This is a genomic window from Streptomyces sp. NBC_00354 (assembly GCF_036106915.1).
GTDB lineage: Bacteria > Actinomycetota > Actinomycetes > Streptomycetales > Streptomycetaceae > Streptomyces.
In genome coordinates this window covers 6,139,134-6,165,366 of sequence record NZ_CP107983.1, presented here as the reverse complement: position 1 = coordinate 6,165,366, position 26,233 = coordinate 6,139,134, and the positions used below count along the sequence as shown (strand labels likewise).

Annotated in this window: 26 protein-coding genes and 1 tRNA gene; 9 read left to right on the top strand and 18 right to left on the bottom strand. The window is 71.3% G+C overall.

The features are described from left to right. Window positions 1–23 precede the first annotated feature (23 nt). From OHT74_RS28275 to OHT74_RS28255, 5 genes are all read right to left on the bottom strand, one after another. A complete protein-coding gene (locus OHT74_RS28275) occupies window positions 24–1,700 on the bottom strand; it encodes a DEAD/DEAH box helicase (protein ID WP_266668030.1) in 1,677 nt (558 codons plus the stop codon). A 102-nt stretch (window positions 1,701–1,802) separates the two neighbouring features. Then, entirely contained in the window at window positions 1,803–2,009 is a 207-nt protein-coding gene (locus OHT74_RS28270) for a cold-shock protein (protein ID WP_030707191.1), read from the bottom strand. A gap of 226 nt (window positions 2,010–2,235) precedes the next feature. Then, window positions 2,236–3,393, bottom strand: coding sequence for an acetyl-CoA C-acetyltransferase (locus tag OHT74_RS28265; RefSeq protein ID WP_328621754.1), 1,158 nt, complete (start codon window positions 3,391–3,393; stop codon window positions 2,236–2,238). A gap of 19 nt (window positions 3,394–3,412) precedes the next feature. Continuing rightward, window positions 3,413–4,000: a TetR/AcrR family transcriptional regulator gene (locus tag OHT74_RS28260; protein ID WP_266673119.1), complete on the bottom strand. Its 588-nt coding sequence runs from the start codon at window positions 3,998–4,000 to the stop codon at window positions 3,413–3,415. A 99-nt stretch (window positions 4,001–4,099) separates the two neighbouring features. Further along, window positions 4,100–4,897, bottom strand: a complete 798-nt coding sequence (locus tag OHT74_RS28255) for an SDR family oxidoreductase (protein ID WP_266668026.1) — start codon at window positions 4,895–4,897, stop codon at window positions 4,100–4,102. Between the two features lie 74 nt (window positions 4,898–4,971). On the opposite strand from OHT74_RS28255, the gene OHT74_RS28250 reads away from it, so the two are divergent. After that, complete coding sequence (locus tag OHT74_RS28250; protein ID WP_266668024.1) at window positions 4,972–6,117, top strand: acyl-CoA dehydrogenase family protein; 1,146 nt, start codon at window positions 4,972–4,974, stop codon at window positions 6,115–6,117. Next, window positions 6,117–7,130: an acyl-CoA dehydrogenase family protein gene (locus OHT74_RS28245; protein WP_328621753.1), complete on the top strand. Its 1,014-nt coding sequence runs from the start codon at window positions 6,117–6,119 to the stop codon at window positions 7,128–7,130. Before OHT74_RS28250 ends, OHT74_RS28245 begins: the two co-directional genes overlap by 1 nt. Window positions 7,131–7,168: 38 nt before the next feature. On the opposite strand, the gene OHT74_RS28240 is transcribed toward OHT74_RS28245, so the two are convergent. From OHT74_RS28240 to OHT74_RS28230, 3 genes are all read right to left on the bottom strand, one after another. Further along, the gene (locus tag OHT74_RS28240; protein WP_328621752.1) at window positions 7,169–7,906 is read right to left on the bottom strand and encodes a class I SAM-dependent methyltransferase; all 738 of its coding nucleotides are present in this window, start codon (window positions 7,904–7,906) and stop codon (window positions 7,169–7,171) included. Window positions 7,907–7,979: 73 nt separating this feature from the next. Next, window positions 7,980–8,384, bottom strand: coding sequence for a hypothetical protein (locus tag OHT74_RS28235; RefSeq protein ID WP_328621751.1), 405 nt, complete (start codon window positions 8,382–8,384; stop codon window positions 7,980–7,982). Between the two features lie 50 nt (window positions 8,385–8,434). Next, window positions 8,435–8,752: a hypothetical protein gene (locus OHT74_RS28230; RefSeq protein ID WP_266993938.1), complete on the bottom strand. Its 318-nt coding sequence runs from the start codon at window positions 8,750–8,752 to the stop codon at window positions 8,435–8,437. Between the two features lie 68 nt (window positions 8,753–8,820). On the opposite strand from OHT74_RS28230, the gene OHT74_RS28225 reads away from it, so the two are divergent. Next, window positions 8,821–8,895, top strand: a tRNA-Ala gene (locus OHT74_RS28225). An 8-nt stretch (window positions 8,896–8,903) separates the two neighbouring features. On the opposite strand, the gene OHT74_RS28220 is transcribed toward OHT74_RS28225, so the two are convergent. Continuing rightward, window positions 8,904–9,821, bottom strand: coding sequence for an alpha/beta hydrolase (locus OHT74_RS28220; protein ID WP_328621750.1), 918 nt, complete (start codon window positions 9,819–9,821; stop codon window positions 8,904–8,906). Continuing rightward, window positions 9,818–10,543, bottom strand: a complete 726-nt coding sequence (locus tag OHT74_RS28215; protein ID WP_266668012.1) for an SDR family NAD(P)-dependent oxidoreductase — start codon at window positions 10,541–10,543, stop codon at window positions 9,818–9,820. Before OHT74_RS28215 ends, OHT74_RS28220 begins: the two co-directional genes overlap by 4 nt. A gap of 96 nt (window positions 10,544–10,639) precedes the next feature. Here OHT74_RS28215 and OHT74_RS28210 point away from each other — a divergent pair, with 96 nt between their 5' ends. After that, the gene (locus OHT74_RS28210; RefSeq protein WP_266668010.1) at window positions 10,640–11,272 is read left to right on the top strand and encodes a PadR family transcriptional regulator; all 633 of its coding nucleotides are present in this window, start codon (window positions 10,640–10,642) and stop codon (window positions 11,270–11,272) included. Here OHT74_RS28210 and OHT74_RS28205 read toward each other — a convergent pair. After that, window positions 11,248–11,445 (bottom strand): hypothetical protein, encoded by a 198-nt coding sequence (locus OHT74_RS28205; protein ID WP_266668008.1) that lies wholly within the window; start codon window positions 11,443–11,445, stop codon window positions 11,248–11,250. The two genes, OHT74_RS28210 and OHT74_RS28205, sit on opposite strands and share 25 nt — an antisense overlap. Before the next feature lie 178 nt (window positions 11,446–11,623). Between OHT74_RS28205 and OHT74_RS28200 the strand changes: the two genes are divergently transcribed. From OHT74_RS28200 to OHT74_RS28190, 3 genes are read left to right on the top strand one after another with little or no spacing between them, the layout of a single operon-like run. Continuing rightward, window positions 11,624–13,027, top strand: a complete 1,404-nt coding sequence (locus OHT74_RS28200; protein ID WP_266668006.1) for a hypothetical protein — start codon at window positions 11,624–11,626, stop codon at window positions 13,025–13,027. 48 nt (window positions 13,028–13,075) lie between these two features. Further along, window positions 13,076–13,804 (top strand): VWA domain-containing protein, encoded by a 729-nt coding sequence (locus OHT74_RS28195; RefSeq protein ID WP_266668004.1) that lies wholly within the window; start codon window positions 13,076–13,078, stop codon window positions 13,802–13,804. 36 nt (window positions 13,805–13,840) lie between these two features. Next, complete coding sequence (locus OHT74_RS28190) at window positions 13,841–14,350, top strand: pyridoxamine 5'-phosphate oxidase family protein (RefSeq protein WP_266668002.1); 510 nt, start codon at window positions 13,841–13,843, stop codon at window positions 14,348–14,350. On the opposite strand, the gene OHT74_RS28185 is transcribed toward OHT74_RS28190, so the two are convergent. Continuing rightward, complete coding sequence (locus OHT74_RS28185; RefSeq protein ID WP_328621749.1) at window positions 14,343–15,632, bottom strand: DUF1906 domain-containing protein; 1,290 nt, start codon at window positions 15,630–15,632, stop codon at window positions 14,343–14,345. The genes OHT74_RS28190 and OHT74_RS28185 overlap by 8 nt on opposite strands. Before the next feature lie 385 nt (window positions 15,633–16,017). Between OHT74_RS28185 and OHT74_RS28180 the strand changes: the two genes are divergently transcribed. Further along, a complete protein-coding gene (locus OHT74_RS28180) occupies window positions 16,018–16,434 on the top strand; it encodes a hypothetical protein (RefSeq protein WP_266667998.1) in 417 nt (138 codons plus the stop codon). Window positions 16,435–16,527: 93 nt separating this feature from the next. Here OHT74_RS28180 and OHT74_RS28175 read toward each other — a convergent pair whose 3' ends face one another. The 6 genes from OHT74_RS28175 to OHT74_RS28155 all read right to left on the bottom strand — a co-directional run bounded on the left by OHT74_RS28175 (window position 16,528) and on the right by OHT74_RS28155 (window position 24,851). Further along, window positions 16,528–16,728 (bottom strand): DUF397 domain-containing protein, encoded by a 201-nt coding sequence (locus OHT74_RS28175; RefSeq protein WP_266667996.1) that lies wholly within the window; start codon window positions 16,726–16,728, stop codon window positions 16,528–16,530. After that, window positions 16,713–17,120, bottom strand: a complete 408-nt coding sequence (locus OHT74_RS42170; protein ID WP_443047735.1) for a DUF5753 domain-containing protein — start codon at window positions 17,118–17,120, stop codon at window positions 16,713–16,715. The genes OHT74_RS28175 and OHT74_RS42170 overlap by 16 nt, the downstream gene beginning before the upstream one ends. Then, window positions 17,117–17,548 carry a Scr1 family TA system antitoxin-like transcriptional regulator gene (locus OHT74_RS42165; protein WP_443047584.1) on the bottom strand — a complete coding sequence of 144 codons (432 nt, stop codon included), beginning with the start codon at window positions 17,546–17,548 and terminating at the stop codon, window positions 17,117–17,119. Before OHT74_RS42165 ends, OHT74_RS42170 begins: the two co-directional genes overlap by 4 nt. Window positions 17,549–17,759: 211 nt before the next feature. Next, window positions 17,760–19,220 (bottom strand): glutamate synthase subunit beta, encoded by a 1,461-nt coding sequence (locus tag OHT74_RS28165; protein WP_266667992.1) that lies wholly within the window; start codon window positions 19,218–19,220, stop codon window positions 17,760–17,762. Continuing rightward, window positions 19,213–23,754, bottom strand: a complete 4,542-nt coding sequence (gene gltB, locus OHT74_RS28160; protein WP_328623411.1) for a glutamate synthase large subunit — start codon at window positions 23,752–23,754, stop codon at window positions 19,213–19,215. The genes OHT74_RS28165 and gltB overlap by 8 nt, the downstream gene beginning before the upstream one ends. A gap of 365 nt (window positions 23,755–24,119) precedes the next feature. Beyond that, window positions 24,120–24,851, bottom strand: coding sequence for a VIT1/CCC1 transporter family protein (locus OHT74_RS28155; RefSeq protein ID WP_328621748.1), 732 nt, complete (start codon window positions 24,849–24,851; stop codon window positions 24,120–24,122). A gap of 270 nt (window positions 24,852–25,121) precedes the next feature. Here OHT74_RS28155 and OHT74_RS28150 point away from each other — a divergent pair, with 270 nt between their 5' ends. Further along, window positions 25,122–26,117 carry an ADP-ribosylglycohydrolase family protein gene (locus tag OHT74_RS28150; protein ID WP_266993952.1) on the top strand — a complete coding sequence of 332 codons (996 nt, stop codon included), beginning with the start codon at window positions 25,122–25,124 and terminating at the stop codon, window positions 26,115–26,117. Window positions 26,118–26,233: the final 116 nt, after the last annotated feature.

Here is a 26,233-nt window from a genome sequence, read left to right as displayed (position 1 = left end):
CAGGGTGTCGCAACCCCAGGGCGTCAGCTCGTACGCCCCGCCGCGGGACGCCCGCCGCCCGAGCGGCGACGCGCACCGGCCGGAGCACCGCCGGAGCGGGAACCGCCCTGGCCGCCGCCACCCTGACCGCGGGTGCCGCCCTGGCCGCCACCCTGGCCGCGGGCGCCGGTCTGGCCGCCGACCTGGCCTGCGCCGGAGCGAGCCCGGCGCGGACGGCCCTCGCCGCCGCCGGCCGGCGCAGCGCCGCCCTGTGCGGCGGAGGAGCCGCCGGAGCGACGGCGCGGGCCCGCGGAACGGCCGCTGCCGCCGCCCTGGCCGCCGGAGCGCCGGCCCGCCGGGGCCTGCTGCTGCGGCACCTCGAGCACCACGGGGACGCCCGAGGGCTCCTTGGCGCCGGTGAGCCGGGAGAGCTCCTCGTCGGAGGACTTGATCTGCGCGGTGCGCGGGGAGATCCCGGCGTCCGACATCAGGCGGGTCATGTCCCGCTTCTGGTCGGGCAGCACCAGGGTGACCACGCTGCCGGACTCGCCGGCGCGGGCGGTACGGCCGCCGCGGTGCAGGTAGTCCTTGTGGTCGGTCGGCGGGTCGATGTTGACGACCAGGTCGAGGTCGTCGATGTGGATGCCGCGCGCGGCCACGTTGGTGGCGATCAGCGCGGTGACCTCGCCCGTCTTGAACCAGTCCAGGGTCCGGTTGCGCTGCGGCTGCGAGCGGCCGCCGTGCAGGCCGGAGGCGCGGACGCCGTCCGCCAGGAGCTTCTTGACCATGCGGTCGACACCGCGCTTGGTGTCCACGAACATGATCACCCGGCCGTCGCGTGCAGCTATGCGCGTCGCCACGGCCTTCTTGTCGGTCTCGTCCATGACGTACAGGACGTGGTGCTCCATCGTGCTGACCGCACCGGCCGACGGGTCGACGGAGAAGGCGACCGGGTCGTGCAGGAACATCTTGACGAGTTTGTCGATGTTCTTGTCGAGGGTCGCCGAGAACAGCATGGTCTGGCCCTCGGGCTGGACCTGCTTGAGCAGCGCGGTGACCTGCGGCATGAAGCCCATGTCGGTCATCTGGTCGGCCTCGTCGAGGACGGTGATCGCGACCTGCGAAAGGTCGGCGTCACCGCGGTCGATGAGGTCCTTCAGGCGGCCGGGGGTGGCGACGAGCACCTCGGCGCCGCGGCGCAGGGCCCCGGACTGCCGGTTGATCGACATGCCGCCGACGACGGTCGTGATCCGCAGGTTGACGGCCGTGGCGTACGGGGCCATCGCGTCGGTCACCTGCTGCGCGAGCTCACGGGTCGGTACGAGGACCAGCGCGAGCGGCTGCTTCGGCTGGGCGCGGCGGCCGGCGGTGCGGGCCAGCAGCGCCAGGCCGAAGGCCAGCGTCTTGCCGGAGCCGGTACGGCCGCGGCCGAGCAGGTCACGGCCGGCGAGCGAGTTCGGCAGCGTCGCGGCCTGGATCGGGAACGGCTCGGTGACGCCCTGGGCGGCGAGGGTCTTCAGCAGCGCCTCGGGCATGCCCATGTCCTCGAACGCGGCCACCGGCGGCAGCGCCGGGGTCAGCGGTTCGGGCATGGTGAATTCCTGGGGCCGGGCGACGGGGGCGGACTTCTGCCGTCCCGCGCCAGCCTTCGGACGTCCCTGAGCCGCACCTCGACCCCGGGTGGGGCGGCGGCTGGGTCGTGCGGAGCTGGAGCTGGTCATGCGAGAAAGCCCTCCTGAAACCGGCAGGTAAAACAAAGGTGCGAGACAGCAGACAAGCCGGGGCCCGCACCTCGCGGTGCGGACCCCGGCATGCTGAAGTACTTAGTTGGCGGGGAGGATGTTCTCCGCCTGGGGGCCCTTCTGGCCCTGGGTCACGTCGAAGGACACGCGCTGGCCCTCCTGGAGCTCACGGAAGCCCTGGGTGGCGATGTTCGAGTAGTGGGCGAACACGTCCGGACCGCCACCGTCCTGCTCGATGAAGCCGAAGCCCTTTTCCGAGTTGAACCACTTCACGGTGCCAAGTGCCATTTTAAATCTCCTGAATAGGCGGCAAAGGGCCCCATCCGGAGATTCCGGCAAAACAATAAAAGCGCCTGAGGAACATTCCCGTCAGGCGCACATAAAGTTCATGGGTACCACAACTGCAACGCTCTAAAGCTAGCACACCTCGGCGCGGGCATCCCAGCCCCTTCGCCATACGACCTGCGCTGCGACCGGGGGCGGAGCCCCCGGTCACGGCGCCGGGGCCGGGCGGCTACAGCCGCTCGATGATGGTGACGTTGGCCTGGCCGCCGCCCTCGCACATGGTCTGCAGCCCGTAGCGGCCCCCCGTCCGCTCCAGCTCGTGGAGCAGCGTGGTCATCAGCTTCACTCCCGTGGCACCCAACGGATGGCCCAATGCGATGGCCCCGCCGTTGACGTTCACCCGTTCGGGATCGGCGCCGGTCTCCTTCAGCCAGGCCAGGACGACCGGGGCGAACGCCTCGTTGATCTCCACCAGGTCGATGTCGGCCAACGACATGCCGGTCTTCTTCAGCGCGTACGCCGTCGCCGGGATCGGCGCCGACAGCATGCGGATGGGGTCCTCGCCGCGTACGGACAGGTGATGGATGCGGGCGCGCGGCCGCAGGCCGTGTTCGGCGACCGCCCGCTCGGAGGCGATCAGCATCGCCGCCGCACCGTCCGAGACCTGCGAGGAGACGGCCGCCGTGATCGTGCCGCCCTCGGCCACCGGCCGCAGGCCCGCCATCTTCTCCAGGGTGGTGTCCCGGCGGGGGCCCTCGTCGACCCGCACGTCCCCGTACGCGACGGTCTCGCGCTCGAAACGGCCCTCGTCGATCGCGCGCAGGGCCCGCCGGTGGGACCGCAGCGCGAACTCCTCCATGTCGCGGCGCGTGATGCCCCACTTCTGCGCGATCAGCTCCGCGCCGTGGAACTGGTTCACCGGAGCGTCCCCGTACCGGGCCCGCCAGCCCTCGCTGCCCGCGTACGGGCCCTCCGTGAGGCCGAGGGGTTCCGCCGCCTGCCGGGACGCGAAGGCGATCGGGATCATCGACATGTTCTGGGTCCCGCCGGCGACGACCAGGTCCTGGGTCCCGGAGAGCACGCCCTGGGCCGCGAAGTGGACGGCCTGCTGCGAGGAGCCGCACTGGCGGTCCACCGTGACGCCCGGCACCTCCTCCGGCAGCCCCGCCGCCAGCCATGCCGTGCGCGCGATGTCCCCGGCCTGCGGGCCCACCGTGTCCAGGCAGCCGAAGACCACGTCCTCGACGGCGGCCGGGTCCACCCCGGACCGCTCGACCAGCGCCTTCAGGATGTGCGCGCCCAGGTCGGCCGGGTGGACCGCGGACAGGCCGCCCTTGCGCCGCCCCACCGGGGTGCGTACCGCTTCGACTATGTAGGCCTCGGGCATCGGGACTCCTCGGATCGGGTTACGTACGCACGGCGATCCCGTCCAGCACCATCGAGAGGTACTGGCGGGCGATCTCCTCGGGACTGTGCTGTCCTCCCGGCCGGTACCAGGACGCCGCCACCCACACCGTGTCGCGGACGAAGCGGTAGGTGAGGCGGATGTCGAGGTCGGCCCGGAAGACCTTGGCGGCGACCCCGCGCTCCAGCGTCCCCAGCCAGGCCTTCTCGAACTTCTGCTGCGAGTCGGACAGGTAGTGGAAGCGGGGCTGCGTGGACAGGGCGCGGGATTCCTTCTGGTAGATCGCGACGGCGGCGCGGTGCCGGTCGATCTCCCGGAAGGACTCGGTGACGAGGGCCTCGATGGTCTCCCTGGGGCCGAGGCCGGCGGCAAGGACGGTGTCGTAGCCCTGCCAGAGCTCGTTCAGGAAGGCCGAGAGGATCTCGTCGAGCATCGATTCCTTGGAATCGAAGTGGTAGTAGAGGCTGCCGGCGAGCATGCCGGCGGCGTCGGCGATCTTGCGGACGGTGGTGGCGTTGTAGCCCTGCGCGGCGAAGACCTCGGCGGCGGTGTCGAGGAGCTCGCGTCGGCGCTCGGGCGTGGCTGTCACCTGGGGCTTCTTCTTGGCTGTCGGCCGGGTCGGCTGGTTCGCCGAATGGTTCGTCGGCCGGTTCGTCGGCTGGTTCGTTGGCACGCGCCCATTCTCGGCCTACGCGCGCTGGCTGCTGACCGAGACGGTCTCGCCGGTCATGTACGACGAGTAGCCGCTGGCCAGGAACACGATGACGTTGGCGACCTCCCACGGCTCGGCGTAGCGGCCGAAGGCCTCGCGGGCCGTCAGCTCGCGCAGCAGTTCCTCGCTGGTGACCTTCGCCAGGTGCGGGTGCATGGCCAGGCTCGGGGCGACCGCGTTGATCCGTACGCCGAACTCGGCCGCCTCCAGTGCCGCGCAGCGGGTCAGCGCCATCACACCGGCCTTGGCGGCGGCGTAGTGGGCCTGGCCGGTCTGGGCGCGCCAGCCGACGACGGAGGCGTTGTTGACGATGACCCCGCCCCGCCGGGAGGTCTTCAGCAAGCGCAGGGCGGCGCGGGTGCAGCGGAAGGTGCCGTTCAGGGTGACGTCGAGGACCTTGCCCCACTGTTCGTCGGTCATGTCGACGAGGGCGGCGGTGCCGCCGAGGCCGGCGTTGTTGACGACGACGTCCAGGCGGCCGTGGGTCTGCTCGGCGAGCGCGAACAGGGCCCGGACCTGGTCCTCGTCGGTCACGTCGCACGGGAGCGAGGCGACGCGGTCGGCGCCGAACTCGGCCGCGAGGGCGTCCTCGGTCTCCTTCAGGCGGCGGGCGTGCGCGTCGCCGATGACGATGCGGGCGCCCTCCTCCAGGAAGCGGCGGGCGGTGGCCCCGCCGATCCCGGCCCCGGCGGCGGCGGTGATGACGGCGGTGCGGCCCTGGAGCAGCCCGTGACCCGGCACGTAGTCGGGGGTGTTGGGGGTGTTCAGGCTCATGGCCGTACGTTAACCTACCAAACACTTGTTAGGGAAGTATGTGCGAAGGCCCCTGCGACGGAGGCGAACAGCTGATGGACCTGACCCACGCACCGCAGGTGGAGGCCTTCCGGGCCGAGGCGCGCGCCTGGCTCGCCGGCCACGTCCCGGACTCCCCCCTCGCCTCCCTGGAGACGGCGGAGGGCTTCGCGGCGCACCGGGAGTGGGAGGCGCAGCTGCACGCGGACCGCTGGTCGGCGGTGTCCTGGCCCGAGGAGTACGGGGGCCGGGGCGTGGACATCGAGCGGTGGCTGGTCTTCGAGGAGGAGTACTGGGCGGCGGGCGCGCCCGGCCGGGTCTCCCAGAACGGCATCAGCCTCCTCGCGCCGACCCTGTTCGACCACGGGACGCCCGAGCAGCGGGCTCGGGTGCTGCCGCCGATGGCGCGCGGCGAGGTGATCTGGGCGCAGGCGTGGTCGGAGCCGGAGTCGGGCTCCGACCTGGCCTCGCTGACCTCGCGGGCCGTGCGCACCGGCGGCGGCTGGCTGCTGTCCGGGCAGAAGACCTGGTCCTCGCGGGCGGCGTTCGCGGACCGGGCGTTCGGGATCTTCCGTACGGACCCGGGGGCCGCGAAACCGCACCAGGGGCTGACGTACCTGATGTTCGACCTGCGGGCGCCGGGGGTGACGGTGCGGCCCATCGGACGGCTGGACGGCAAGCCCGCCTTCGCGGAGCTCTTCCTCGACGAGGTCTTCGTACCGGACGCGGACGTGATCGGGGAGCCGGGGCAGGGCTGGCGGATCGCGATGTCGACGACGGGCAACGAGCGCGGGCTGACGCTGCGTTCGCCGGGGCGCTTCCTCGCGGCGGCGGACCGGCTGGTCGGGCTGTGGCGGGCGGCCGGGGATCCGGGCGACACCGCGCTGCGGGACCGGGTGGCGGACGCGGTGGTCGGGGCGAGGGCGTACGAGCTGTTCACCTGGGCCGGGGCCTCGCGGTTCGCGGCGGGGATGCGGATCGGCGCCGAGTCCAGCCTGAACAAGGTGTTCTGGTCCGAGTACGACATCGCCCTGCACGAGACGGCGCTGGACCTGCTGGGCGCGGACGCGGAGCTGGCGGAGGGCGCGTGGGCGGAGCCCTGGATCTTCTCGCTGGCCGGGCCGATCTACGCGGGCACGAACGAGATCCAGCGCGACATCATCGCCGAGCGCCTGCTCGGCCTCCCGAAGGGCCGCCGCTGATGCGCTTCCTGCCGACCGCGGAACAGTCGGACTTCGCCCGTACGCTGCACGGCCTGCTCGGCGCCTCGGACGTGCCGGCGGCCGTACGGGCCTGGGGCGCCGGGGACCACGGGCCGGGGCGGGCGCTGTGGTCCCGGCTCGCGGGGACGGGCCTGTTCGCGCCGGCGGCGGACGAGGCGTACGACGGAGCAGGGCTGCTGCCGGTGGAGCTGGCCCTCGGCTTCGTGGAGCTGGGCCGGGCGGGGATGCCGGGCCCGGTGGTGGAGACGGCTGCGGCGGCCGTGCTGCTGTCGGAGCTCGCACGGCTCGGGAAGGTTGGGGAGGAGGGGCCGGCGAAACGCTTCCTGCCGGGGCTGGTGGCGGGCGAGGCCCTGGCCACGCTGACGCTGCCGGGCGGGGGTCCGTACGTACTGGACGCGGACGCGGCGGCGTACTGCTTCACGGTGTCGGCGGCGGGCGAGCTCCGGCTGGCCCATGGCGCGGGCGGGCTGCTCAGGTCCACGGACCCGGCGCGACGGCTGTCCCGGCCGGCGGCGGGGGGCGAGCTGCTGGCCGCCGGCCCCCGGGTGCTGGCGGCGGCGGGGACGGCCCTGGGCTGGGCGCGGCTGCTGACGGCGGCGCAGTGCCTGGGGGTGGGCGAGGCCCTGCTGGCGAGCACGGTGCAGTACGTGAAGCAGCGCACGCAGTTCGCCGCGCCGATCGGCGGCTTCCAGGCGGTGAAGCACCGGCTGGCGGACACGCTGCTGGACCTCGAGTTCGCGCGGCCGCTGGTGTGGGCGGCGGCGCTGGGCCTGGCGCCGTGGGAGGTCGCGGCGGCGAAGCTGGCCGCGGGCGAGGCGGCGTACGCGGCGGCCATGACGGCGCTCCAGCTGCACGGGGCCGTCGGCTACACGGAGGAGCTCGATCTCTCCCTGTGGCTGCGCAAGGCGCGGCCGCTGCGCGATGCGTGGGGCTCACCGCCGGCGTGCCGGGCGGCGGTGCTTCAGGAACGCGAACGGCAGCGAGAGCGGTAGTACGTCGCGAGAACGGTGCTCACGCGGACGACCGCGTCTCATACGAGGGCCACACTGAGGGTGACGACGTAGCGCTCCTCGACCGTCCCGTCGGGGAACAGGGGGGTCAGCCGGGCCCGCTCCGCGTCGAGGAACTCCCGGGTGCCGTCGGGGCCGAGCATCAGGAACGCGGAGTGGCTGGCGTGGTTGGCGAGGTGGACCTCGAGCGGGATCCGGCGCGACCAGCGCACTGCGCGGGTGGTGAACGCCAGCTCTGCCGGGAGGCCGCGGAAGGTGACCCCGTCGGCGTCGAACAGGGCCCGGATCCGCTCGTCCTGCGCGGCGATCCAGGGGACGGCGGTGTCCATGTCGTTCCACCAGAGCGCGAGCGCGCCGCCGGGGCGCAGCACGCGGCGGGCCTCGGGGACGGAGCGGGCGGGGTCGGTCCAGTGCCAGGCCTGGGCGTACGTGAGGAGGTCGAACCCGGCGGTGACGAGCGGCAGCCGGTCGCCGTCCCCGCGCACGAGCGGGATCCCGGGGTTCGCGCGCCGGAACTCGGCGGCCATGCCGTCACCCGGCTCGACGGCGACGACGTCCGCCCCGCGGGCGTGCAGCAGCCCGGTGGCGATCCCGGTCCCGGCCCCCACGTCGGCCACCCTGGCCCCCCGCAGCCCCCGTCCGGCCAGCTCCTCGACGGCGTCGAGCAGCGCCTCGGGATACCCGGGCCGGTTCGCCGAGTACAGCGGGGCGGCGGTATCGAAGGACCGGGCGCGGGTGCGGGGCGGCGTGGATGTCATACCGCCATTGTTTTCGATCTCCGACCGCCGGGCCAGGCGTTTCTCCCGGCTCGGCAGCCGCGGGGCCGCCGCCTCAGCGGAACTCGCGGACGACCTCGATCCGGCCCACGATGTGCGCGTTGAACTCGTCCAGCTCCTCCGCCGGCACCCACAGCTCCAGGATCGTCTCCCCGCCCGCCTGCCGGACCGGATACCGGGCCAGGAACTCGGTGTCGACCTCGAAGCGCGTCACGAAGCCCGCGCCGTCGTGCTTGACGTTCCAGTCGCGGGCGATGCGGATCGCGTAGTCCTCGTTCAGGACGGGGTAGAAGATCGGCTGCTCGGGCAGTCGCGGCGGCCAGGCCTGCCAGCCGAGTGCGCGGACGAGATCCAGCTCCACCGGGCCCGTCGGGCGCCAGAGCGTGGTCGTGTTCGGGTTCGCGTTCGGGTTCGCGTTCGCGTTCGTGGTCGCGTTCGCGTTCGTGGTCGTCGGGGACATGGGGGTTGACCCTAGACGCAGCGGAGCCCGTCCGACCAGCAGGTTTCGGTTCAGGCGCGACGGCGGCGGAGGGAGTAGCGGATCAGGATCAGCGTCTGGACGGCCAGGAGGATCGCGGCCCCCGTTCCGGCCGTGGGGAGGGCGTCCGGCGAGGCCCAGGCCCGGCTGCCCAGCTCGGCGATGCCGACCGCGGCCAGCGCGACCAGGAAGCGGGGCACAAACTCGGCCTCGGTGCCGTGCAGTACGCCCGAGCCGACGACGAACACGGCCAGCAGCACCGGGATCCAGGGTGCGTCCGGCTCGCGCAGCAGCAGCGCGGCGCCGAACTCCACGGCCAGGACGAGCACGTTGCGGAGCAACATCGACATGAGCACATCATGCCGTGGGATATCCCCGTGCACCCCCGCCGGGTCCTGGCCTAAGATCCACCGCAAGGGCGGGGTCGTAGCACAGAGGTAGTGCGCCTACACAGCATGGAGGAGGACGCCGGTTCGAATCCGGCCGCCCCGCCCCCCTGACTCATTGCCCCAACCAGGCCGCGGCGGACGCCAGTGCCGCGCCGCCGGCCGGCAGCGGCAGGCCCAGGAATCCGTGGAAGACCCCCGGGTACAGGTGGACCGCACAGTCCACCCCCGCCGCGCCCAGCCGGCGCGCGTACGCCAGGCCCTCGTCCCGCAGCAGGTCGCAGTCGGCCAGTACCAGCAGCGTGCGCGGGAGTCCCGACAGGTCGCGGGCCCGCAGCGGCGAGACGTGCGGATGCGCGGGGTCGCCGCCGTACTGCTCCCAGTACCAGGCCATGTGGGCCGCGGTGTGGAAGTGCCCTTCCCCGTACGGCGACACCGACGCCGATGCCATCTCCGCATCCAGCGGCGGATAGACCAGCAGCTGGCCCGCCACCAGCTCGGGCGCCCGCAGTGCGGTCACCGCCGCCAGGTTGCCCCCGCTGGAGTCCCCCGCCACCACCACCCGGCCCGGATCGCAGCCCAGCGCGACCGCCTGCGCCCTCGCCCACAGCAGAACCGTCAGCGCATCGTCCGGCGCCGCCGGCCAGGGGTGTTCCGGGGCGAGGCGGTAGTCGGCCGAGACCACCACCGCGCCCGAGCCCGCGGCCAGCGACCGGCACACCGCGTCGTGCGTGTCGAGCCCGCACATCACCCAGCCGCCGCCGTGGAACCAGACCACCAGAGGGCGGCCCGCCGAGCCCGGCGCGGGGTCGTAGATCCGGACAGGGACACCCGAGGCGTCGCCGTCCCGGACCGAGGCCACCTCCGGGCCCGCCGACCGGCCGCCCACGGCCGCCGCCCGCAGGGCCGTAACGTCCCCCGGCCCCGGGAACGCCCCCGCCATCGCCCCGCACAGCGCCCTGGCCGCGGGGGAAAGGGAGTCGCCCGCCGTACCGCCGCCCGTCGCGCCGCTGCCCACCACGCCTGCGCTCATCGTGCCGTCATCCCCCCGTCCACCGCGAACTCCGTGCCCGTCACGTACGAGGACGCGTCCGAGCAGAGGAACAGCACCAGCTCCCCCACCTCCTCCGGCCGCCCCATCCGCCCCAGCGGCACGTGCGACCAGTCCTGCCCGGAGACCGCGGAGATCATCGGCGTGTCGATCGCCCCCGGATGCACCGAGTTGACCCGGATCCGGTCCCCCGCCAGGTCCAGCGCCGCCGACCGGGTCAGCCCGCGCAGCCCGAACTTGCTCGCCCCGTAAGCCGCGTGGCCCGGGATCCCGACCAGCCCGGCCGTCGAGGAGATGTTCACGATCGAGCCGCCCCCGGCCGCCCGCAGCACCGGCGCCACCGCCTGGATCCCCAGGAACGGCCCCAGCAGGTTCACCCGCAGCAGCGCCTCGAACTCCTCGGGCCGCTGCCGCTCCACGTGGGCCGTGCGCCACACCGCCGCGTTGTTGACCAGCGCCGAGAGCGTGCCGAAGGCGCGCACGGCCTCCCGCACGACCTCTGCCCAGCTGTCCGCCTCGGCCACGTCGTGCCGTACGTACAGCCCCTGGTCCCCCAGCGACGACGCGACCGCCCGGCCCTCCTGCTCCCGTACGTCCGTGACGACCACCCGCGCGCCGGCCTCCGCGCACAGCCGGGCCTCCGCCGCACCCTGCCCGCGTCCGGCGCCCGTGACGACGACGACCTTCCCGTCCAGCGAGATCACCCGTCAGCCCTCCCGTATCCCTAAGAGGAATACTTCTAGCAGTCATACCCGAAGGGAGGAAGGGGTGCCGCGGAGACCGGTCGTACACTGCGGTGCGTGGCAGACGAGACGAACAAGCACCCGCTCCCGGCGACCAGTTGGGCGGTGCTCGGGCTGCTCTCCTTCGGACGGGAGCTCTCCGGCTACGACCTGAAGAAGTGGTCGGACCGCTCGCTGCGCTTCTTCTACTGGAGCCCCTCCTTCAGCCAGATCTACGGCGAGCTCAAGCGCCTGGAGAAGACCGGCTACGCCTCCTCCCGACTGGTCGCCCAGGAGACCGGAACCCGCGACAAGCGGGTGTACCGGATCACCGCCGAGGGCATGGCGGCCGTGCGGGCATGGGCCCGCGAGACTCCGGTCGACCCGCCCGTCCTCAAGCACGGGCCGATGCTGCGGCTGTGGCTGGGCCACCTGCTGGAGCCCGGACAGATGCGCGAGGTCCTGCTCCATCACCAGGAGTTCGCGGAGCAGATGCGGCTGCGCGCGGTGGCCGACGGGGAGAGCGCGAAGGACGAGCCCGCCTGGGCCTACCCGGCGCTCACCCTCAAGTGGGCCGAGCGCTACCACGCCTCCGAGCGGGACCTCGCGACCGCCATGCTCGACGACCTCACGGCGCTGTCCGCCGGGCGGCCCGAACGGGGCACCGACGGCAAGCGCTGCCCGAGTCAGTCGATCGGCTTGCCGTTGTAACTGCCGTCGACGCAGATCCACGAACCTTGGGTGGATTCGTACTCAACAGTTCCGCCGCCGTCCATACACGTCTGCCCGTCGATTGCGGGCAGGGCAGCTTGCGCAACAGGGGCCACAGCGCCAAGAGCGGCCAATATCACGGCGGCGATGAGCCCGAGAAGTCGTGTACGCATCAGGGCCTCCAACAAGGAAGAGCGACACGGTCGTCACCAGCCTCACCCCGCACCGTGTCGAGGCGCGCACCCTGTTGCTCCATTCGGGTGACGACTACACCCCCGCCCTTGCACGGGAGGCGCTCCTGGGACACGCGCTCCAGGGGCGTTCACCAAAGTGCGGGCGCAGGCTGGCGCTATGGAGATCAAGCCCTCTGTAGTCGTAGAGCCACCGGATGACGACGGCCTGCGGAAAGTCGTGATCGACGGCAAGAGCAAAGGCAAGTTGTGGAGCCACCACGAACTGCAGAAAGTCCTGCATCGCGCCGGCATGGCACCCGAGTACGAAATCGAATGGCGCGGCGGAGACGGCACCGTCTGGCCGGCTCACACCTGGGGACGGCGCATTACCGGCGCCGTCATGGCAGTCGGATTCCTGGCGACTACAGGCATGTGCACCTGGATAGGAATGAAGGACTCCTTTGATGCCCTCACCTTTGCCGGTCGGGTAACAGGATTCCTTTTCCTGTTCATGGCCGTCGTGGAAGTGATCGCCTTCGCGGCCAGTTTCGACTATTGGCGAAAGCGGAAACTGACGTACTCGGGACCGGCCCTTCTGCTCGGAGCGCTGGTCGAATTTTTCGTCGGTTCTGTGCTGCTCTTGATGTTTATCACCAACGGGGACAGGCCGTCATACGGGTTGTGCCTACTGCTCTGGATAGGCCTCGTAGTCTGCGCTTCATGGTCTCTGTGGGTACTCTGCCGCCGCCGGGTTTGGAAGGTGCTCCGCTATCCTGGCCGAATTGCGATCGGGGCGATCGTTTCCACCGTCCTCGTCATCACCAACCTGGCGTACACGCAGATCTACCTTCCCTCCATGTCCCGTCCGCTGGTGCAGGGTACAGCTGAAATTGGAATGCCAAGCCTGAACAAGGAAGGGACGAAGATGTACCTGCGGGTCCGTCTGCACCTCAAGAACTCCGGCCAGGTCTCGGTCCACATCCTCGGTAGCATCTACTGGATCCACGTCAGGCTCGCGAGCGATCCGAAAGACAAGTACAAACTGCTCAAACCTGGCGAGCTGGTCAAGCCGCCGGGGCGGGAGTTGAGCCCGGGGGAGGAAATTTCGGAGGATGTGGTCGCCGAGATCAAAGACCCCGGAAACCTTAACTATGAAGCGGTCACGGCCCAGGTGGAGGCTTACGCGTTCAGGCAGGACAGGATGACAATGGCTGCCGATTACGAGAGGTCCGGCGAGTGGCGGGGGAAGCTCAAGAAGGAAGGAAAGGATGACGACCCTCCGAGTCCCGTGAAGGACGGCAAGGAATACTTCAGATATCAGTCCGACGTCTCCCAGAGCAGTGAGCTCCTGAATTTGACTCGCGGTCGGGAGCGTGTGACGGTCTGGTGGCTGTACCGTCGCCGGCCGGTCGTCTATGTCGATGTCGCGAGTCCGGGTGACAAGAAGGTCTTCAACCTCAACGATCCCAAGGAGCAGAGGCAGGCTGTTGATCGATACGGTATGGCGTTCGTACGTGGCTCAATGGTCCAGACGCCGTATACGGAACTCCTGCAGAAGGCCCAGGCTCAGCGCCCGCGTTGACCCTGATCACGGCCCACGCCCCCGGCGTCTTCAACGTACCCTCGCCCCATGACGGGCAGCGCGATCGACCTCCGCAAGATGGAAGCGACCGCTCCGGCGCTCGTGAGCCTCTACAAGAGCGCGGGGGTCTCGCTCCGCAAGCACGGACTGGAGGGCGGGCGCGCCTCGGTCTACCTGGTCCTGGACCACTCGGGGTCGATGCGCCCGTACTACCAGGACGGCACCGTGCAGGCGCTCGCCGACCGCGTGCTGGGCCTGTCCGCGCACCTCGACGACGACGGCCGCGTGCCGGTGGTGTTCTTCTCCACGGAGGTCGACGCGGTGGAGGAGATCCCGCTCGCAGGGCACCAGGGCCGGATCGCGGAGATCGCCTCCCGCCTGGGCCACATGGGCAGGACGGCGTACCACGCGGCGATGGACGCGGTGATCGACCACTATCTGGATTCGGGGTCGGCGAAACCCGCCCTGGTCGTCTTCCAGACGGACGGCGGCCCGATCGACAAGCCGGCGGCGGAGAGGTACCTGTGCAAGGCGGCCCGGCTCCCGCTGTTCTGGCAGTTCGTCGGCTTCGGCAACACGCGCAGCACGCAGTTCGACTTCCTGCGCCGGCTGGACGAACTGCCCGTGCCGGAGCGGCGGGTGGTGGACAACGCGGGCTATTTCCACGCGGGGCCGGACCCGCGCGAGGTGCCGGACTCCGTGCTGTTCGACCGGCTGGTCATGGAGTTCCCGTCCTGGCTGGCGTCGGCCCGCGCGGCGGGCATCGTGCGCGCCTGAGCGGCGACTGTCGGTGCCAGGCGCTTTGATGGACGTATGACGACGAACAACTGGGCAGCGTTCGAGAAACAGGAACCGGAATTCGCGGCGGCCGTCCAGGCACGCTTCGCGCAGTACCCGCACCACGTTCTCGGCACGCTCCGCAGGGACGGCTCCCCGCGGCTGGCCGGGCTGAATGTCGACATCCGCGGCGGCGAGCTGTGGCTCGGCATGATGCCGGGCTCGATGAAGGCCAAGGACCTGCAGCGCGACCCGCGCTTCGCGCTGCACACCAATCCCGGCGAGGGCGAGACGATGCCGGACGGGGACGTACGGATCTCCGGGCGCGCGATCGAGCTCGTGGACCCGCCCGAGCTGCACCGGTACGCGGAGGAGACGGACACCCCGCACCCGTTCCACCTCTTCCACGCGGACCTGAGCGAGGTGGTGCACATCGGCGTCGAGGGCGACGACCTGGTGGTGCGCTCGTGGACCCCGGGGCACGGTCTGCGCACCATCCGCCGGGGCAACGACGACGAGCCGCCGCGCGAGGAGCCGGCTAGCTGAGCAGCAGCGGTTTGGCCTGCGCAGGGCTGCTGAGCACGCCGGGGTCGATGTCGATCCAGCTGCGGTCGATGTTGATCGTCACCCCGTCGTACGTGTCGTCGTGGTCGCCGCGGTACTGGTGGGCGCGGCGGCGGCCGGCCCACTGGTGCGTACCGGCGGGCAGGCCCACGTCGGCGTCGGAGACCGAGGCCCTGGCGTTCCAGGAGGCGATCCACAGCACGTCGGGCATGGCCCACGGGGCCTGGTCGTGGCGGGCGCTGAGCGCCTTGCCCCCGGAGCTCGCCGCGACGTAGGCGCCCGCGCGGTAGCCGAGCTCGTGCAGCCGGACCGTCCAGGCGGTGAGGTAGGCGACGACCGGGGGGTCCCAGGTGGTGCGGTCCGTGTAGTTCTCGAGGTCGTTGTAGAGCACCGTGCCGTCGGCCAGACCCAGCGCCCGGGCCGCCTGGGTGGCGCCCTCGGCGGCCTCGATGCCCTCCTGGTTCGCCTCGGAGGGGTCGGTGGACAGGCCGGTGCCGGAGCTGTGCCAGGGCTGCGGGCCGACCCAGAGCGGCATCAGGTGCCAGCCCGCCTCGGCCTGCTTGCGCACCCACCCGGCGGTGAGCTGCGGCTGCGCGCAGGCCCGGGCCCGGCCGCCGATGTAGATGCCGATCGCCCCGAAGGGGGATGCGGACCGCCAGCCGTCCATGGCGCGCTGGGTCGGGGCGGTGCAGGCGTCGAAGCCGGCTCCGGTGAAGGGCGCCTGGGCGGTGACGGCCTTCGGGCCGACGACGGCCGACGCCGGTTCGGCCGGGGCGCCTTGGGCCCCGGGGGCGGCGCCGTCCTCGGTACGGGCCCGCGCGAGCAGCTCTCGTACGGCGTCGGGTGCTTCCCCGTACGAGAGGGTGGCCATCACCCCGGACCCGCGCAGGGCGTACCGCACCTCGTGGCTGTCCCCCGCCGCCTCGGGGATCCCGCCGGACCCCGCGACCCGCAGGGTCGGGATGTCGGCCCGCGCCGGGGCCCCGTCGAGCGGCTCCAGATGCAGGGTGTCGGCCCGCCGCCGCACGGCCCGCCCGCTGCATTCGGCCTGGGTACCGGCGTGCCCGAGGTACAAGGTCGGCAGATCCAGCCGCAGACAGGCACCGGGATTCCGCTCGAGGTCGACGACGCGCCATTCCTCGGGGACCGTGAGCCGCATCCCCCGGTACTCAACGGTCCGGCCGTCCTCGGCGGCGGAGGGATGGACGGGAATCAGCAGGGCGGCGCCGAGCACACCGCTCAGCAGGGTTCGGATGGGGACCATGATCCAGATGGGTACCAGACTCCGCGCCCGTGAACTGCACGTGCCCCGAGCAGAGTTGGCCCGTCCGGCCCAGTCCGTCCCCGCCCGGCCGGTCGAAGCGGGTCACCTGCACGAGTGAAGCGGGCTCGGGCCCGTCAGGCCGTCCGACGGCGCAGCCACCAGGAGCAGAACCCGGCCGGCAGCCCGGAGAGCGCGAGGAAGATCCCGGTCTCGATCTGCTGCCGGATCCGGTCCGCGGCCGTGCGTCAGGCGCGCGGTCGACCCGTACGGCCAGAGCCCGAGGGAGACCGTGCGGGTGAGTACGCGTACTCAGGCGGATGTCAGTAGCACTGGGTAGCGTCGCGGCTGTCCGGCGGACGGACGACACGACAACCTGGGGGACGACATGAAGAAGCGCACGACCGCCCTGGCGGCCCTGGCCCCGGCACTCGCCCTGACCCTGGCGGCGACCCCGGCCCAAGCCGCGCCGACGAACGAGATCATCGGCTACCCGGGCCCCGACGGCCTGATCTGGATCGCCGACCAGGCCGGCTCCAGCGGCTTCGTCTCGGGTGGCCTCTCCCCGCACCTGGACACGTTCATCACGTTCGGCTGCGCCGACGGCGGGAGCATCGAGGTGTCGTTCCGGCTCCAGGAGCACCCGGACCGCGACCCGGCCCCCTTCACCGTCGACTGCCCCGGCACGGACCCGACGGTCGTCACGCTCCCCCTCGGCACCGGCCTCCACGGCGGATTCACCGCGTGGGTGACCGCCTCGACCCCGACCACCCACTGGGGCGCCACGGTCACCCAGCCCGAGTAGCCCCGAAAACACCGCGGCGCCCGCCACCCCTCGTCGGGGACGTGGCGGGCGCCGTGACACTGCCGGCCGGACTCCAGTGGTTGCGGCATGAGGTCAGGCTTGAGCCTTCACGCCCAGGATGAACGAGGACCACACGACGGCCGGGAACACCAGGACCGGGCCGGTGCCCGCGAGCTTGGTGTCGCGGACGGGGACGGCGCCGGGCAGGCCGTCGGACACCTCGACGCACTCGCCACCCTCCCCATTGCTGTACGAGGACTTACGCCAGGACAGGCCGTTCACGTCTGCGCGCATTTCGCATGCTCCTCCGCCACCGACTCGATCAAGGCCAGGGATGCCTCCGGCGACAGCGCGGCAGCCCTGGTCAGATCGTATGACCTCCAGTGACGCCCGACCAGGGCCGGATAGTCGAGCAACTGGCCTGCGTGGGGCCCCTCCGTGTAGGCCACGTCGGGTGCATCAGCGAACTGCATGATGCGCACGTACGCTCCCAGAGCACCATGGGCACCCGCCGAGAACGGCACCACCTGGACGGTGATCCGATGCGCGCGGATATACGAGGAGATATGCCGCAGCTGAGCGACCATCACCGCGCCCCCGCCGACTGCCGTCCGCAGTACAGCCTCGTGTAGAACGACCCACAATTCGGGGGTAACCGGGTCATCAAGGAGTCGTGCACGCTCTATGCGAGCCGCAACCAGGGAATCGACACGTTCCGCCGGGCCGGTGGGGCTGGTGGCCCGAATACGGCGCGGGCATAGTCCGCTGTCTGGAGCAGTCCGGGGACCAGCGTCGGGGCGTAGTCGTAGACGGCCGTCGCAAGCGCTTCCAACTCGGCCGCGACCGCGAAGTACTCGACGTGCTTGGACTTGAACGCCCGGGCCAGGCGGGTGAAGCAGTCCCCGGTCTTCAGCTCCCTGTCGATCAGCTCCGCGATCTCCGGACGCAGTCGTCGCGTGCCGCACTCCATCTGCCCGACGTACGCGCCACTCGTGAAGATCCGCTCGCCCAGCCCCTCCTGGGTCAGCCCGGCCGCCTCGCGGTGCCGCCGCAGCTCCTCACAGGCGAACTCATCCGGCGTCTGCGCGCCATCCTGGCTCTTCGGCTTGGCCATGAGTCAACCCCCCGCTTCCGCAGTGCCCTTGCTCCGCAAAAAAGGCGTAGTCCCCGCCGCGCCGACGGTTCAGCGGAACGCATTGATACGACTACAGAACGCCACAGCGCCCGCCATCCCTGGTCGGGGACATGGCGGGCGCAGTGTCAGAGTTCCGCACTCCGTTGTACGGACCGTATGAGGGGTCTCCCCGAGGGGAGGGGTGACGGGGTTACACCATCAGCGAGCGGTCCGTCGGCTTGACCGGGTACGGGAGGGCGCTGGTGCCGGTCAGGAAGCGGTCCACGCCTCGGGCCGCAGAGCGGCCCTCCGCGATCGCCCAGACGATCAGGGACTGGCCGCGGCCGGCGTCGCCGGCCACGAAGACGCCGTCGACGTTGGTCGCGTACGACGCGTCGCGCGCGACGTTGCCGCGCTCGTCCAGCTCCAGGCCGAACTGGGCCACCAGGCCGTTGGCCTGGTCCGTGCCCGTGAAGCCCATCGCCAGGGTGACCAGTTGGGCCGGGAGGACCCGCTCGGTGCCCGGCTTCTGCTCCAGACGGCCGTCCTTGAACTCCACCTCGACCAGGTGCAGGGCCTGGACGTTGCCGTCCTCGTCGCCCTCGAAGTGGGTGGTGGAGACGGAGTAGATCCGCTCGCCGCCCTCCTCGTGCGCCGAGGTGACCTTGTACAGCATCGGGAACGTCGGCCAGGGCTGCCCCGTGGGCCGGTCCTCCGACGGGCGGGGCATGATCTCCAGCTGCGTGACCGAGGCCGCGCCCTGGCGGTGGGCGGTGCCCACGCAGTCCGCGCCCGTGTCGCCGCCGCCGATGACGACCACGTGCTTGCCCTCGGCCGTGATGGGGGGCGCCATGAAGTCGCCCTCCTGGACCTTGTTGGCCAGGGGCAGGTACTCCATCGCGAAGTGGATCCCGCGCAGGTCGCGCCCGGGAACCGGCAGGTCGCGGGAGACCGTGGCGCCGGCCGCGATGACGACCGCGTCGAACCGCTTGCGCAGGTCGGTCGCGGACAGGTCGCGGCCGATCTCGATGCCGGTGCGGAACTTGGTGCCCTCCGCACGCATCTGCTCGATGCGGCGGTTGATGTGCACCTTCTCCATCTTGAACTCGGGGATGCCGTAGCGCAGCAGACCGCCGATGCGGTCCGCGCGCTCGTACACCACCACGGTGTGGCCGGCCCGGGTGAGCTGCTGGGCCGCGGCCAGGCCCGCGGGGCCCGAGCCGATGACGGCCGCCGTCTTGCCGGACAGCCGCTCCGGCGGCTGCGGGGTCACGTTGCCGTTGTCCCACGCCTTGTCGATGATCGAGACTTCGACGTTCTTGATCGTGACGGCCGGCTGGTTGATGCCGAGCACGCACGCCGACTCGCACGGAGCGGGGCACAGGCGGCCCGTGAACTCCGGGAAGTTGTTCGTGGCGTGCAGGCGCTCGGAGGCCGCCGACCAGTCCTCGCGGTACGCGAAGTCGTTCCACTCCGGGATCAGGTTCCCGAGCGGGCACCCGTTGTGGCAGAACGGGATGCCGCAGTCCATGCAGCGGCCGGCCTGCTTGCTGATGATCGGGAGCAGCGAGCCCGGGACGTAGACCTCGTTCCAGTCCTTCAGCCGGTCGGCGACCGGACGGGAACAGGCGGTCTCGCGCCCGGTGGTGAGGAAGCCCTTCGGGTCAGCCATTGGTCGCCGCCTCCATCATCTTCTCCGTGGTCTCGGACTCCGAGAGTCCGGCCAGCTCAGCGGCGTCCTTGGCGGCGAGCACTGCCTTGTACGTGGTCGGGATGATCTTGCTGAAGCGGTCCGCGGAGACGGACCAGTCAGCCAGGAGCTTCGCGGCCACGGTCGAGCCGGTCTCCTCCTCGTGGCGGCGCACCACATCGTGCAGCCACTGCTTGTCGGCGTCGGAGAGGGCTTCCACAGCGCCCGTGTTGCCGACGTTGACGTTGTTGATGTCGAGGTCGACGACGTACGCGACGCCGCCCGACATGCCGGCCGCGAAGTTGCGGCCCGTCTCGCCGAGGACGACGGCGCTGCCGCCGGTCATGTACTCGCAGCCGTGGTCGCCCACGCCCTCCGAGACGACCAGGGCACCGGAGTTGCGGACGCAGAAGCGCTCGCCGGTGCGGCCGCGCAGGAACATCTCGCCGCCGGTGGCGCCGTAGCCGATGGTGTTGCCGGCGATGGTCGAGTACTCGGCGAGGTGGTCGGCGCCGCGGTCCGGGCGGACCACGACCCGGCCGCCCGAGAGGCCCTTGCCGACGTAGTCGTTGGCGTCGCCCTCCAGGCGGAGGGTGACGCCCTTCGGCAGGAAGGCGCCGAAGGACTGGCCGGCCGAGCCGGTGAAGGTCAGGTCGATGGTGTTGTCGGGCAGGCCCGCACCGCCGAACTTCTTGGTGACCTGGTGGCCGAGCATGGTGCCGACGGTCCGGTTGATGTTCCGTATGGCGATCTGGGCGCGGACCGGCTGGGCCGTCTCGGCGGAGTCGGCGTTCAGCGCGTCGGCCGCGAGCTCGATCAGCTCGTTGTCGAGGGCCTTCTCCAGGCCGTGGTCCTGCTCGATCAGGGCGTGGCGGACCGCGCCCTCGGGCAGCGCCGGCACGTGGAAGAGGGGCTCGAGGTCCAGGCCCTGCGCCTTCCAGTGCGTGACGGCATTGCTGGTGTCGAGGAGCTCGGCGTGGCCGACGGCCTCCTCGATCGTACGGAAGCCCAGCTCGGCGAGGATCTCGCGGACCTCCTCCGCAATGAACTCGAAGAAGTTCACGACGAATTCGGGCTTGCCGGAGAAGCGGTCGCGCAGGACCGGGTTCTGCGTGGCGATGCCGACCGGGCAGGTGTCCAGGTGGCAGACGCGCATCATGACGCAGCCGGAGACGACGAGCGGCGCGGTCGCGAAACCGAACTCCTCGGCGCCGAGCAGCGCGGCGATGACGACGTCACGGCCGGTCTTGAGCTGGCCGTCCGTCTGGACCACGATGCGGTCGCGCAGGCCGTTGAGCAGCAGGGTCTGCTGGGTCTCGGCGAGGCCGAGCTCCCAGGGGCCGCCCGCGTGCTTGAGCGAGGTCAGCGGGGAGGCGCCCGTACCGCCGTCGTGGCCGGAGATGAGGACGACGTCCGCGTGGGCCTTGGAGACACCCGCGGCGACGGTGCCGACACCGACCTCCGACACCAGCTTCACGTGGATGCGTGCTGCCGGGTTGGCGTTCTTGAGGTCGTGGATCAGCTGAGCCAGGTCCTCGATGGAGTAGATGTCGTGGTGCGGCGGCGGGGAGATCAGGCCGACACCCGGGGTCGAGTGCCGGGTCTTGGCGACCCACGGGTAGACCTTGTGGCCGGGCAGCTGGCCGCCCTCGCCGGGCTTGGCGCCCTGCGCCATCTTGATCTGGATGTCGTCCGCGTTGACCAGGTACTCGGAGGTCACACCGAAGCGGCCGGAGGCGACCTGCTTGATGGAGGAGCGGCGCGCCGGGTCGTACAGGCGGTCCGGGTCCTCGCCGCCCTCACCGGTGTTGGACTTGCCGCCGATCTGGTTCATGGCGATGGCGAGGGTCTCGTGCGCCTCGCGCGAGATGGAGCCGTACGACATGGCGCCGGTGGAGAAGCGCTTGACGATGTCGGCGACCGACTCGACCTCGTCGATGGAGATCGACGGGCGGTCCTCCGTCTTGAAGCCGAAGAGGCCGCGGAGCGTCATGAGGCGCTCGGACTGCTCGTTCACCCGGTCCGTGTACTTCTTGAAGATGTCGTACCGGCGGTTGCGGGTGGCGTGCTGGAGGCGGAAGACCGTCTCCGGGTCGAACAGGTGCGGCTCGCCCTCGCGGCGCCACTGGTACTCGCCGCCGATCTCCAGCGCGCGGTGCGTGGCCGCGATGCCGGAGGCCGGGTACGCCTTGGCGTGGCGGGCGGCCACCTCCTTGGCGATGACGTCCAGGCCGGCGCCGCCGATCTTGGTGGCGGTGCCCTGGAAGTACGCGGCGACGAACTCGTCGTTCAGGCCGACGGCCTCGAAGACCTGGGCGCCGCGGTAGGAGGCGACGGTGGAGATGCCCATCTTGGACATGACCTTCAGGACGCCCTTGCCGAGCGCGTAGATCAGGTTCTTGATGGCCTGCTCCGGCTCCAGGCCGGACAGGAACGTACCGGCGCGCAGCAGGTCCTCGACGGATTCCATGGCGAGGTACGGGTTCACGGCGGCGGCGCCGTAGCCGATGAGCAGCGCGACGTGGTGGACCTCGCGGACGTCACCGGCCTCGACCAGCAGGCCCACCTGGGTGCGCTGCTTGGTGGCGATGAGGTGGTGGTGCACGGCGGAGGTGAGCAGCAGCGACGGGATCGGTGCGTGCTCGGCGTCCGAGTGGCGGTCCGAGAGGACGATCAGGTGGGCGCCGTTCGCGATGGCCGCGTCGACCTCGCCGCGGATCTCCTCGAGGCGGGCGGCCAGTGCCTCGCCGCCGCCGGAGACCCGGTAGAGGCCGGAGAGGGTGGCGGCCTTCATGCCCGGCATGTCGCCGTCGGCGTTGACGTGGATGAGCTTGGCCAGCTCGTCGTTGTCGATCACCGGGAAGGGCAGGGTGACGCTGCGGCAGGACGCGGCGTTCGGCTCCAGCAGGTTGCCCTGCGGGCCCAGCGAGGACAGCAACGAGGTGACGAGCTCCTCGCGGATGGCGTCCAGCGGCGGGTTGGTGACCTGCGCGAAGAGCTGCGTGAAGTAGTCGAAGAGCAGCCGGGGGCGCTCGGACAGGGCCGCGATCGGGGAGTCCGTGCCCATGGAGCCGAGCGGCTCGCCGCCACTGCGGGCCATCGGCGCGAGGATGACGCGCAGCTCTTCCTCGGTGTAGCCGAAGGTCTGCTGGCGGCGGGTGACCGAGGCGTGGGTGTGCACGATGTGCTCACGCTCGGGCAGGTCCGTCAGCTCGATCTCGCCGGTCTCGAGCCATTCGGCGTACGGGGCGGCGCCGGCCAGCTCGGCCTTGATCTCGTCGTCCTCGATGATCCGCTTCTGGGCGGTGTCGACGAGGAACATCTTGCCGGGCTGCAGGCGGCCCTTGCGGACGACCTTGGCCGGGTCGATGTCGAGCACGCCGACCTCGGAGCCGAGGACGACGAGGCCGTCGTCGGTGACCCAGTAGCGGCCGGGGCGCAGACCGTTGCGGTCGAGGACCGCGCCGACCTGGGTGCCGTCGGTGAAGGTGACGCAGGCGGGGCCGTCCCAGGGCTCCATCAGCGTGGAGTGGTACTGGTAGAAGGCGCGGCGGGCCGGGTCCATGGAGGTGTGGTTCTCCCACGCCTCCGGGATCATCATCAGCACGCTGTGCGGCAGCGAGCGGCCGCCGAGGTGCAGGAGCTCCAGGACCTCGTCGAAGGAGGCCGAGTCGGAGGCGTCCGGGGTGCAGATCGGGAAGATCCGCTCCAGCGCGCCGTCTCCGAAGACGTCCGAGGCCAGCTGGGACTCGCGGGCCTTCATCCAGTTCCGGTTGCCCTTGACCGTGTTGATCTCGCCGTTGTGCGCGACGAAGCGGTACGGGTGGGCCAGCGGCCAGGACGGGAAGGTGTTGGTCGAGAACCGCGAGTGGACCAGGGCCAGCGTGGAGGCGAAGCGGCGGTCGGAGAGGTCCGGGAAGAAGGGCTCCAGCTGGCCGGTGGTCAGCATGCCCTTGTAGACGATGGTGCGGGCGGAGAGCGACGGGAAGTAGACCCCGGCCTCGCGCTCGGCGCGCTTGCGCAGCACGAAGGCCTTGCGGTCCAGCTCGATGCCGCTGGTCCCGTTGGACACGAAGAGCTGGGAGAAGGCCGGCATGGTGGCGCGGGCGCCGTTGCCGAGCAGGTCCGGGGTGACCGGGACCTCGCGCCAGCCGAGAACCGTCAGGTTCTCCTCGGCGGCGATGGCCTCGATCTGCTCCACGGCGACGGCCTGTGCGGTGCCGTCGGCGGGGAGGAAGGCGATGCCGACGGCGTACGCGCCGGCCTCGGGGAGCTCGAATCCGGCCACCTCGCGCAGGAACGCGTCCGGGACCTGGGACAGGATTCCGGCGCCGTCGCCCGAGTCCGGCTCGGATCCGGTGGCACCACGGTGCTCGAGGTTCCGCAATACGGTCAGGGCCTGCTCAACGAGCGTGTGGCTGGCCTCGCCGGTGAGGTTGGCCACGAAGCCGACGCCGCAGGCGTCGTGCTCGTTGCGCGGGTCGTACATGCCCTGCTGGGCGGGGCGACCGTCCATGGGCGACCAGGCGGTGGTGCTGAGGCCGGTCGCGGAGTGCGTGGATGCGGAACGCATCGGCTCTCCCGTCGTCGTCGTGGCATATGTGCGTGCCGAGGGACGACGTTGGCCCTCTGCGAAATTTCGTGCAGGTTACATGATGACGGCAATCCCGAGAAGCGGATACGGCGTTTCACCATGCGGACACCGAACGCAGCAGAAAGTGCAGATCTGGAGACGTTCAGACACTCAGACGCTCGCAGCGGGCGGGCATCATTGCCCTGCGCGCGGCGCCCTGGTCTGATGCCCGGCGGACACGGAACCGAAACCGCCGGGTAATGGAGTACTTATGTCACGGGCTGCATAGTGTCTCACTACTTGCGCGGTCAGCCTACGGCTCCGCCGATCCAGGTTCCCAGGACGTACGTCACACCCGCGGCCGCGCCGCCCAGCAGCAGCTGCCGCAGACCGCTGTACCACCAGGTCCGCGCGGTGACCCGGGAGACCACCGCGCCGCAGGCGAAGAGCCCGGCCAGCGCGAGCAGCACCGCGGGCCAGAGCGAGGTGGCACCGAGCAGGTACGGCAGTACGGGCAGCAGCGCGCCCAGCGCGAAGGAGCCGAAGGACGAGACCGCGGCGACCGTCGGCGACGGCAGGTCGTCCGGGTCGATACCGAGCTCCTCGCGGGCGTGGATCTCCAGCGCCTGGTCGGGGTCGCGGGACAGCTGCATCGCGACCTCGCGGGCGAGCGCCGGCTCGACGCCGCGCGATACGTACAACTCGGCCAGCTCCTCCATCTCGTCGATGGGGTGCCCCAGCAACTGCTGACGCTCTATGTCGAGTTCGGCGAGGACCAGCTCGCGCTGCGAGGCGACGGAGGTGTACTCGCCCGCCGCCATCGAGAAGGCTCCGGCCGCAAGGCCCGCCAGCCCGGTGATCACGACGGTCTGCGGGGCGACGGCGCCGCCGGCCACGCCGGTCATCAGCGCGAGGTTGGAGACGAGCCCGTCCATGGCACCGAACACGGCCGGCCGCAACCATCCGCCGTTGACGTCACGGTGGGTGTGGTTGTCGCGGTGCGCGGTGTGCAGCGGTGCTTCGATGTCGATGATGGACATGCCCGGCGTCTCCCCTTTTGTACGAGCGGGTACGCGGAACCACGCCCTGCGCGACGCGCAGGCGCCCACTCCCCTGAACACCTCGAAACTACGCACGATTTCTGCCGCCCGCCAGCAAGGAAGGCCGTACTTACCTGGGGTTTCGCGGGTCGGCGACCGGGTGACGGGGGCCTGGGCGGGGTGTTTCGCGGCGAGCGACAAACCATATGTCATGGCACAAATCCCCCAAGGGCTCATGATGAGCCCCATCCAAGTGGGAGAGGCGCCGCCATGGAGCTGATGAAGCAGATTGCATGCAATCCGCAGGTCCTCCTCGAACGGGCCAGGGGCGCTCTTCTGGGCCTCGCGGCGGGTGACGCGCTCGGCGCCCCCGCCGAGAACATGAAGCCCTCCGAGATCCGGGCGAAATGGGGCCGCATCGAGGGCTTCGTGTCGGAGGACCCGGCGGGCACGGACGACACCGAGTACGCGATCTTCTCGGGGCTGCTGCTGGCCCGCCACGGGTCGGCGCTGACCGTCTCCCACGTCGAGCGGGCCTGGCACCACTGGATCGCCGACCTCGACGAGGGGCCGTTCCGCGGGGCGGGCTTCAGCGAGCGCGGCACTCTGGAGAACCTCCGCAGGGGGCTCGCGGCCCCCATCTCCGCACAGCACCGCCACGCCTGGTCGGACGGCCTGGCGATGCGGGCGGCGCCCTTCGGGGTGTTCGCGGCGGGCCGCCCGGCGGAGGCCGCCCGGCTGGTCGCGATCGACGGCTCGGTCAGCCACGACGGCGAGGGCATCTACGGCGGCCAGGCGGTGGCGGCCGGCGTCGCCGCGGCGATGGCGGGCGGCTCGCCCGCCTCCGTCATCTCGGCGGCCCTCTCGGTCATCCCCTCCGACTCCTGGACGGCCCGCTCGCTGCGCCGGGCCGTCACGGCGGCCCCGCGCGGGGAACGGGCGGTGCGCTCCGCGGTGGTGATCGGCGGCTACCCGTGGACGGACCTGGCCCCGGAGGCGGTGGGCCTGGCGTTCGGCGCCTTCGCGGCATGCGGCGGTGACTTCCCGTCGTCGGTCCTGACGGCGGTGAACATGGGCCGCGACGCGGACACCACGGCCGCGGTGGCGGGCGCCCTCGCCGGCGCCCTGTCGGGCGTCGCCGCCATCCCGGCCGCCTGGGCGGCCGCGATCGGCCCGGTCCGGGGCAGCTGCCTCCCCTCGATGCGGGGCTACCACGTCCTGGACATCGCGGACCTCCTCACCCCGGAATCCGAGACCCCCCGATGACGCCGGAGTCGCCCCGACCGGAACGGGGCTCACCGACACCGGACACGGCCCCGGCGGCCGAGGGCCCCGCGTACTCCGCCCCGGCCCCCCGGCCCGGCCCGGACGCAGCCTCGGCG

What these genes read in the sequence shown, in the direction of transcription:
- OHT74_RS28165 (WP_266667992.1), bottom strand. Translation starts at nt 19,220, where the DNA reads ATGGCTGACCCGAAGGGCTTCCTCACCACCGGGCGCGAGACCGCCTGT.
- OHT74_RS28255 (WP_266668026.1), bottom strand. Translation starts at nt 4,897, where the DNA reads ATGAGCCTGAACACCCCCAACACCCCCGACTACGTGCCGGGTCACGGG.
- OHT74_RS28230 (WP_266993938.1), bottom strand. Translation starts at nt 8,752, where the DNA reads ATGTCGATGTTGCTCCGCAACGTGCTCGTCCTGGCCGTGGAGTTCGGC.
- OHT74_RS28195 (WP_266668004.1), top strand. Translation starts at nt 13,076, where the DNA reads ATGACGGGCAGCGCGATCGACCTCCGCAAGATGGAAGCGACCGCTCCG.
- OHT74_RS28250 (WP_266668024.1), top strand. Translation starts at nt 4,972, where the DNA reads ATGGACCTGACCCACGCACCGCAGGTGGAGGCCTTCCGGGCCGAGGCG.
- OHT74_RS28205 (WP_266668008.1), bottom strand. Translation starts at nt 11,445, where the DNA reads ATGCGTACACGACTTCTCGGGCTCATCGCCGCCGTGATATTGGCCGCT.
- OHT74_RS28150 (WP_266993952.1), top strand. Translation starts at nt 25,122, where the DNA reads ATGGAGCTGATGAAGCAGATTGCATGCAATCCGCAGGTCCTCCTCGAA.
- OHT74_RS28275 (WP_266668030.1), bottom strand. Translation starts at nt 1,700, where the DNA reads ATGACCAGCTCCAGCTCCGCACGACCCAGCCGCCGCCCCACCCGGGGT.
- OHT74_RS28175 (WP_266667996.1), bottom strand. Translation starts at nt 16,728, where the DNA reads ATGCGCGCAGACGTGAACGGCCTGTCCTGGCGTAAGTCCTCGTACAGC.
- OHT74_RS28240 (WP_328621752.1), bottom strand. Translation starts at nt 7,906, where the DNA reads ATGACATCCACGCCGCCCCGCACCCGCGCCCGGTCCTTCGATACCGCC.
- OHT74_RS28200 (WP_266668006.1), top strand. Translation starts at nt 11,624, where the DNA reads ATGGAGATCAAGCCCTCTGTAGTCGTAGAGCCACCGGATGACGACGGC.
- OHT74_RS28155 (WP_328621748.1), bottom strand. Translation starts at nt 24,851, where the DNA reads ATGTCCATCATCGACATCGAAGCACCGCTGCACACCGCGCACCGCGAC.
- OHT74_RS28220 (WP_328621750.1), bottom strand. Translation starts at nt 9,821, where the DNA reads ATGAGCGCAGGCGTGGTGGGCAGCGGCGCGACGGGCGGCGGTACGGCG.
- OHT74_RS42165 (WP_443047584.1), bottom strand. Translation starts at nt 17,548, where the DNA reads ATGGCCAAGCCGAAGAGCCAGGATGGCGCGCAGACGCCGGATGAGTTC.
- OHT74_RS28185 (WP_328621749.1), bottom strand. Translation starts at nt 15,632, where the DNA reads ATGGTCCCCATCCGAACCCTGCTGAGCGGTGTGCTCGGCGCCGCCCTG.
- OHT74_RS28235 (WP_328621751.1), bottom strand. Translation starts at nt 8,384, where the DNA reads ATGTCCCCGACGACCACGAACGCGAACGCGACCACGAACGCGAACGCG.
- OHT74_RS28270 (WP_030707191.1), bottom strand. Translation starts at nt 2,009, where the DNA reads ATGGCACTTGGCACCGTGAAGTGGTTCAACTCGGAAAAGGGCTTCGGC.
- gltB (WP_328623411.1), bottom strand. Translation starts at nt 23,754, where the DNA reads ATGGACGGTCGCCCCGCCCAGCAGGGCATGTACGACCCGCGCAACGAG.
- OHT74_RS28265 (WP_328621754.1), bottom strand. Translation starts at nt 3,393, where the DNA reads ATGCCCGAGGCCTACATAGTCGAAGCGGTACGCACCCCGGTGGGGCGG.
- OHT74_RS28190 (WP_266668002.1), top strand. Translation starts at nt 13,841, where the DNA reads ATGACGACGAACAACTGGGCAGCGTTCGAGAAACAGGAACCGGAATTC.
- OHT74_RS28245 (WP_328621753.1), top strand. Translation starts at nt 6,117, where the DNA reads ATGCGCTTCCTGCCGACCGCGGAACAGTCGGACTTCGCCCGTACGCTG.
- OHT74_RS28180 (WP_266667998.1), top strand. Translation starts at nt 16,018, where the DNA reads ATGAAGAAGCGCACGACCGCCCTGGCGGCCCTGGCCCCGGCACTCGCC.